General features: G+C 57.3%; 6 protein-coding genes. 4 read left to right on the top strand and 2 right to left on the bottom strand.

What is annotated here, in order from left to right; all coding sequences use genetic code 11:
* Together Y5S_RS13045 and Y5S_RS19880 are read right to left on the bottom strand one after the other, a co-directional pair.
* The coding region (locus tag Y5S_RS13045) for a hypothetical protein (RefSeq protein WP_035233514.1) at nucleotides 1-185 on the bottom strand (185 nt) is incomplete at its 3' end.
* A 26-nt stretch (nucleotides 186-211) separates the two neighbouring features.
* Complete coding sequence (locus Y5S_RS19880) at nucleotides 212-694, bottom strand: hypothetical protein (RefSeq protein WP_035233513.1); 483 nt, start codon at nucleotides 692-694, stop codon at nucleotides 212-214.
* 15 nt (nucleotides 695-709) lie between these two features.
* On the opposite strand from Y5S_RS19880, the gene Y5S_RS13035 reads away from it, so the two are divergent.
* The 4 genes from Y5S_RS13035 to traF all read left to right on the top strand — a co-directional run bounded on the left by Y5S_RS13035 (nucleotide 710) and on the right by traF (nucleotide 7251).
* On the top strand, nucleotides 710-2926 hold the full coding sequence (locus Y5S_RS13035) for an Lcl C-terminal domain-containing protein (RefSeq protein WP_035233512.1): 2217 nt from the start codon (nucleotides 710-712) through the stop codon (nucleotides 2924-2926).
* A gap of 74 nt (nucleotides 2927-3000) precedes the next feature.
* Entirely contained in the window at nucleotides 3001-3549 is a 549-nt protein-coding gene (locus tag Y5S_RS13030; RefSeq protein WP_035233511.1) for an Lcl C-terminal domain-containing protein, read from the top strand.
* Between the two features lie 441 nt (nucleotides 3550-3990).
* Nucleotides 3991-5748: a TolB family protein gene (locus tag Y5S_RS13025; protein WP_035233510.1), complete on the top strand. Its 1758-nt coding sequence runs from the start codon at nucleotides 3991-3993 to the stop codon at nucleotides 5746-5748.
* Between the two features lie 363 nt (nucleotides 5749-6111).
* Entirely contained in the window at nucleotides 6112-7251 is a 1140-nt protein-coding gene (gene traF, locus Y5S_RS13020) for a conjugal transfer protein TraF (protein WP_035233509.1), read from the top strand.
* Nucleotides 7252-7653: the final 402 nt, after the last annotated feature.

Here is a 7653-nt window from a genome sequence, read left to right as displayed (position 1 = left end):
TCTGCACCCATCTGGTAGAGATACAGCTGGGCCCCAGCCACCGGCCCCTTGGTCACTGCCCCACTGACTGCGCTTTTGGCAGCAGGCTGCGGGGCTTTTCCCCCGCCACTACTACCGCCACCGCCCCCACATCCAGCAATGGCGACCGCCACCGCCAGACTGGCGATTCTGAACGTTCCCTTCATGAGTGTTATCTCCGATCACCCCGGTTTTATTCTCGCGTCAAGCTAATAGATCCCAGTTTTTCACACAACCCCCATTTGAGGTATGGCGGATCATGACCCTGATTGATAATAGAAATGGCCACAGTCACCTCGAAAAACCATTGCTTTATCTCTGTGTGCTTGGCGACCTCTGTTTTGAGAAGGGTTTTGGTCCTGACCTGAATCGCACGGCCATGGATGTGGGAGAGGAGCTCCCCGTGGGAGCGGGCGTTCGACCGCGATACGGAGCTTCCACCATGGCCCGGCACATCGCGGTGGAACCGCCACTCCCACAGGAAATATCGGGCTGCACTTGCTGATACGGATGTCCAGTCAGACTTTCCCGCTAATTCCACGATGATCCCTTTTCTCCCTCTAAAATGTCCGTTCATAGGGTGGTTTTGCCGATACCCCCCAAATGGGGGTTGTGCAGAAATATTGGCATCAATATAAATGGCGAGAATAAGAAAAGAGAAGAGGATCACGTCCACTGGGGGAACTTCGTCATGAAACAACCACTTGCCGCCCTGTTTATGGCGGGCCTGCTTAGTGCGCTGATTGCCTGCGGCGACCGGGATACCCGGGACACCGATGGCGACGGCCTGGTCAACGCCGAGGAGGATCGCCTCGGCACCGACAAGAACAACCCGGATTCTGATGGCGATGGCCTCAGCGACGGGGAAGAGGTACATACCCACGGTACCGATCCGCTCAAGAAAGATACCGACGGCGACGGCATCGATGACAAGGATGAGCTGGAAAACGGCACCGACCCCACCGTGGCCAACGGCGTTGCCCCCACCACCGACAGTGACGGCGATGGCCTTGACGATGCCGATGAAACCGGCACCTACGGCACCAGCCCGAACAATAAAGACACTGATTCAGACGGCCTCACCGACTACGCGGAAGTCTTTGTCACCCGCACCGATCCCACCAAGCCGGATACCGATGCCGATACCATCGGCGACGCCAGCGACAACTGCCCGCTGGATGCCAACAGCACCCAGACCGACACCGATAGCGATGGCCTTGGCGACACCTGTGACAACGACGATGACAACGATGGCATGCCCGACAGCTGGGAAAACGGCAACGGCCTGAACAGTCTGAACGCTGCCGATGCCAGTGCCGACCCGGATGGCGACAATCTCACCAACCTGCAGGAATACCAGTACAGCGAGCAGCAGTGGGCGCTCACCGTCACCAGCAATGGCGGTTACTACGGCGTACTCAGCAGCCTGGACCCGCAAGCCAGCGACAGCGATGGCGACGGCGTGCTCGACGACGTGGACAACTGCCCGGCCACCGCCAACGCCAGCCAGCTCAACAAGGATGGGGATGCCTTTGGCGATGCCTGTGATGCCGATGACGACGGCGACACCATGGCCGACAGCTGGGAAGCCGACCACGGCCTCGACCCGCTGGATGTCGCCGATGCCGGCAACAACGATGATGCCGACAGCCTCAGCAACCTGCAGGAGTTCGACATCCGTCTCACTTGGCAGTACACCACCACCGACCCGGCCAACCCGGACAGCGACAACGACAGCGTCAACGACGATATCGACAATTGTCCCGGCACTGCCAACACCGACCAGGCCAACGGCGATGGCGATACCTTCGGTGACGTGTGCGACAACGATCAGGATAACGACGGCCTGCCCGACAGCTGGGAAGCGGCCAATGGCTTCAGCACCAGCAGCGATTCCAGCGCCGATGACCCGGATGGCGATAACCTCACTAATGAGGAAGAATTCCTGGCGGGCACCAACCCCAATCAGCCGGACTCTGACAGCGACGGCAGCAACGACGATGTGGACAACTGCCCGCTGAACATGAACGCCGACCAGTTCGACCAAGATGGCGACAACATCGGTGATGTCTGCGATACCGACCGTGATGGCGACGGCATCAGCAACCACCAGGAATACATCGACGGCACCAACCCGGACGACAAACTCAGCGCGCCGGCGTTAGTGGCTACCCGGCCGCTGAACGATACTGGCATTGTGCTGTGTGGTGACTACGCCTATGACACCGGCGCAGACCACAACAACGATCTGGATTGTGCGGCCGTCAACGTCACCACCACCAGTGCAGGGCTGGATGGCGATGACCCCGTGCCCGCCGGCCAGGATGCCCACTTCGGCCGCGATGTCACCCATAACGACAACAGCGACGGCCACGCCGGCTTCAGCTTCACCAAGCTCGACAGCAGCGGCAACCCGCTGGCCGCCAGCGCCCCAAGCTGGAACTGCGTCGAAGACAACGTCACCGGCCTGATCTGGGAAGTGAAAACCACCAGCGGCAGCGGCGGCCTGCATGATGCCGCCAACACCTACACCTGGTACAACACCGACAGCAGCAACAACGGCGGCAGCGACGGCACCGCCAGCGGTGGCAGCTGCTCCGGCGGCAGCGCCTGCGACACCGAAACCTTCGTCAGCGACGTCAACGCAGCGGGGGGCTGGTGTGGGTATAACGACTGGCGTCTGCCCAGCGATGAAGAGCTGCTGGGCATTACCAGCAAGGATCGTGTTAGCCCGGCCATCGATACCGGTTATTTTCCCAATACGGTAAGCAGCTATTACTGGACGTCCTCGCCCTATGCGGTGGGCGCCTACGGTGCCTGGAGCGTCAACTTCAGCGGCGGCGGCTACGAGCTCGCCAACGATAAGGGCTATGTCCGCTATGTGCGTCTCGTCCGTGGCGGAAACTAAAAAGCAATGAATAGTTAATAGTGAATAATTAATAACGAAAGGCAGGGCGGGGCCTTGCCTTTGGGGGTGGAGCAATGAAGAACGGGGATTTTTTGCCGGTGCTGTTGGGGCTGTGTTGTGTGTGGAGTTCACCGCTATGGGCTGCCTGTAACGCCAATATCGTGCTGACCAAGCCAGACAGCATTTATATCGACAATTTCGATGGCACCGTCACCGACAAGGAAACCGCGCTGACCTGGGCCAAGTGTTCGGTGGGCCAAACCTGGGTGGATAATACTGCCAACGATGGCAGCGACGACCAGTGTACCGGCAGCGCCAGTACCCATACTTGGAAAACCGCCCTGGAGCAGGCCCAGAGTGCCAACGGTGTCAGCTTGTTGGGGCAAACCGACTGGCGCCTGCCCAATGTCCGGGAGCTGAAAAGCCTGGCGGAGACAGCGTGTTATTCACCGGCCATCAATAGCAGCCTGTTTCCATCGACGGTGTCGAACTGGTATTGGACGTCCTCGCCCTATGCGGCGGACGCCTACGACGCCTGGTTCGTCCACTTCGAGGTCGGCTACGAGAGCGCCAACGTTAAGAACAGTAACCACTATGTCCGTCTCGTCCGTGGCGGAAACTGAATAAAGCAATGAATAGTTAATAATTAATAACGAAAGGCCGGGATGGGGATGGCCGGTTTTGCTGCTGGCATTAGGCTTGGAAGAAGATGGGCAATGGGGCCTGCCCGGCTGTAGGAGCACCTCTGAGGTGCGAACCTCCAGCTTGGATGCCTCAAGGCACAGATATCCCGCTCCCACAAAATTGCCTTACCTCTTTCTTGCTCTGGGAGCGTGCTTGCACGCGAAGGGTGCCAGACCGGAGCAATGGTAGATTCGCTTGCAAGCAAGCTCCCACAAGGGGGAGGGTGGGCGGCGCTTCCTGTTTTGTGGGAGCGGCGGTTCCGCCGCGAAAACATGCTCTAACCGTGGCCAAACATCAGCGCCTTGCAGTGAGCACAGGGGACACAGAGCGTGCCACAGGAAAAACAAACGGGAATGCCTTTCTCCGCACAGGATAAATACATGAATGCCGTTACCTGCAAGGCACGCCGCCTTGCATCACTTCTGGTGCTGGTCACCTTGCTCGCCGGTTGCGACTCATGGGATCCGCTCGGATGGCTCGATCTGGATTCCCGGGAGCATCACCCGGATACCGATGGCGACGGGGTGTTCAACCATAACGATAACTGCGTGGAAGTGGTCAACGCAGGTCAGCAGGATCTGGATCAGGATGGTTTGGGGGATGTGTGTGACCCGGATCAGGATGGCGATGGCATTCTCGATAGCTGGGAACTGAGCTTTGGCCTGGACCCGGGCAACCCCGCCGATGCCGCTCTCGATATCGATCACGATGGCCTCACCGCCTTGCAGGAATACCAGTTGGGTAGCTCGCCGCTGATTGCCGATATGGACAGCGATAGCGTGCTGGACGGGGCGGATAATTGCTTGTTGGTAGTTAATGTGGACCAGCTTGATCTGGATGATGACAGCCGGGGTGACGCCTGCGATGCCGATATTGATGGCGACGGGGTGAGCAACGAGGACGAAATTTACCAGGGCAGCAATCCCTACGACGGCTCTGAAACCCACACGCCGGCAACGCTCACTCGCCTGAGCCGCAATCAGGCAGGGTTGCCCGCCAATGGCTACAGCCACTCTCCGGCATTGTCTGCGGATGCCGGGGTGGTGGCGTTTGTCTCCAGCGCCACGGATCTGACTGCCGGCGATAACAATGGTTGGGTGGACGTGTTCGTTCTGGATATCGCCAGCGGTGTGCTGCGCCGTGCCAGTGAAGCCAGCCTGGCAGGGGGCAACGACGATAGTTTGTTGCCGGTGGTGTCTGCGGATGGCCTGGTGGTGGCGTTTCATTCCAAGGCCAGCAACCTGGTGCCGGGTGACGCCAACGGCCAGCAGGATGTGTTTGTTCTGGATCGCGTAAGTGGCCTGCTCTCGTTGGGGAATGTATCGTCCGAGGGGGCGCAGGCGGCGTCCTTCCCGAGTACCCTGGCCGACCTGAACGGCGATGGCAGCCAGGTGTTTTTCAACAGCAATGCGCGCAATCTTGCCGCCGGGGTAGGGCAGTTCAAGCACTTTTTATACTGCCACGATCGGGTTACCGGCAATACCGGTTTTTCCCCATCCAGTAATGGTGGCAGCGTGGCAGACGACAGCAGTTGGGTGGCGTTCGAGTCGGCGGAAACCAGTCTGGTGCGCAACGATGATAATGACGCTCGTGATATTTTCCTGTTCGACATGAATGCCAGGGAAACCATCAAAGTCAGCCGTACCGCCATCGACCCCAATGCCGATAGCGATTCCTTCCGGCCGCATATTAGTAGTGCTGGCGACTACGTTGTGTTCGAGTCTGATGCCTCGGATCTGGTGCCAAACGACACCAACAACAAACGCGATATCTTTCTCTATCAGGTGGTGGACAAGACCATCGAGCGAGTCAGCCTGACCTGGGACGGCAAGCAGGCCAATGGCAACAGCTACCGGGCAAGTGTGTCCAGTGATGGCCGCTACATCGCCTATGCCTCCGATGCCAGCAACCTGGTGCAGTACGATTACAACGGGGTGCGTGATGTATTCATTTATGACCGCCTTCTGCATTACGTTCGGCGTGTCAGTGTCAGTGAAAGTGGCCAGCAAGCGGACCGGGAATCGGGTCAGCCCCGTATTGCCGATGATGGCCGCTGTGTGGTGTTTGTCTCCAGCGCCAGTGCGCTGGATGCCTTGGGGGATAATCAGCAGCGGGATGTGTATCGCTATTGCCGTTAGGTGACGGTGCGCGACCCTGCCGTAGTTTAGCCCTTTCGCTGGCAAGCAAGCTCCCACCAAAAGGCGAGGAAACGGATTCAGGTGTTGTCGCGTCGCTTGCGGCGCGATAAGCCAAACCTTTAGAAAGCGGTGTTTACCACAGAGGGCACAGAGATCACTGAGAAAAAGAAAGGCGGTTGCTCTGTGCCCTCTGTGGTGAAACTGTTTTTGATCCTGGTCTTTTATCGCGCTGCGAGCGCCGCTCCTAAAAAAGCGAATCACGACTTCAGCGAATAGCGTACCCCCATTTGGGGGATGTTTCTCAACGCGAACTGCAATACGATGTAGCCGATGTTTGGATGTAAAAATAATAGGGGGAAAATAATGAAGCAGTTTAAAGTTCTGGGGGTTGCGGCACTGTTGGCACCAGTGTCGGCGATGGCAGTGCAATCCTATGATGCCCGTGCTATGGCGCGTGGTGGTGTGGGGTTGACCATGGGGGAATATAACCAGGCATTGCTGAACCCGGCATTGATGAATGAGTTTGATGAAAAAGACAACTTTGCCTTTTCGTTGAATGTGGGGGTGTTGGCTTCCGATAAGGACAACATGCTGGATGATCTGGATGAGGCAGGTGATGAGCTGGATGATCTGGAAGATAATAATGGTGATGCGGATCGCGCCGATGCATTGTTGCAATCCATGAGCGGCAAGTTGTTGCAGGTGGATGCCGGGGCGGCGGTGATGGTCGGTATTCCCAATCAACGTTTGCCGTTGGCGGTGGTGGTAAAAAGCACCGCTCAGATTGGTGCGACTGCGATCTATAATCCTGCGGATAGCGCTATTTTGAATCAGCAGCCTTTTGATCAAGATGACCTGTTGTCCGAAGTTCATGCAAGTGGTATCGAGACCCGCGAACTGGGCCTGATGATGGGCTTTAAGCCGTCAGAAGGTTTTATTGCGGGTACTGATTTGGGGGCAACGGTAAAGTATCAGAAAGTCACACTGGTGAATGATGTGCAGCGGGTGGGCAATTTCGAAAGTGACGATGTGCTGGATTCTGAGAATACCAAGGATAAATCCACTCTGAACATTGACCTGGGCGCGAACCGAAAATTCGGGGAGGCCGGCCAGTATCGTGTGGCGGGCACCATTGAGAATCTGATTCCACAGACCGTGGATGGTACGAATGGTGAGGATTACAGCATGGCCCCGGTGTTGACGGTGGGGGCCGGTTATCACTCCACCTTCTTCAAGGCGGAGGCGGATCTGGATTTGAGTAAACGGCGGGGTTATGGCTTGGTTGGCGATAGCCAGTTTGCTAGCGTGGGGGCGGAGCTTTCAGCCGGGCGTCATGCACATCTGCGGGTGGGCTACCGTGCCGATATGAAGAATGAAGTATCCGATATTTTTACTGCGGGTATTGGCTTTACACCGTTCGATACCTTTAGCCTGGATCTGGCGGCAACCAAGGGTGAGGGCGAAACCTTTGGGGCTGCGCTGGGCCTGGGGCTGAAGTTTTAAAGAATAATGCGTTGATCTGATTGCCGCTGCCATCACGATTGGCGGACATAAGGCGAACCTCTTTTGAGGTTCGCCTTTTTTGTGTTCTTGGTTTTGTGTGGGGAGTGTTTTTGAGCCTGGCCTTTTATCGAGCAGTGAACCTCCCACAAAAAGCAGCACCCATGCCAGGAAATCTCCACCTGTGGGAGCGGGCGTTCGACCGCGACACGGCGCTTGCATCATGGTTCGGTGCATCGCGGCGGAACCGCCGCTCCCACAAAAGTGCCGACTAAGGGTTTTAAGGTGCTCCAGGTGCATTGTTGAAGTGACTGTCAGGGTGTGAGGCGCGATAGTCACAGTCTTGAAAAGAGAAATTTTCCACAGAGGGGCAGAGGGCACACAGTAAACAGAGATAGAGCAACG

The organism is Alcanivorax nanhaiticus, assembly GCF_000756665.1.
Classification (GTDB): Bacteria; Pseudomonadota; Gammaproteobacteria; order Pseudomonadales; family Alcanivoracaceae; genus Alcanivorax; species Alcanivorax nanhaiticus.
This window is presented reverse-complemented; position numbering and strand designations above follow the sequence as displayed.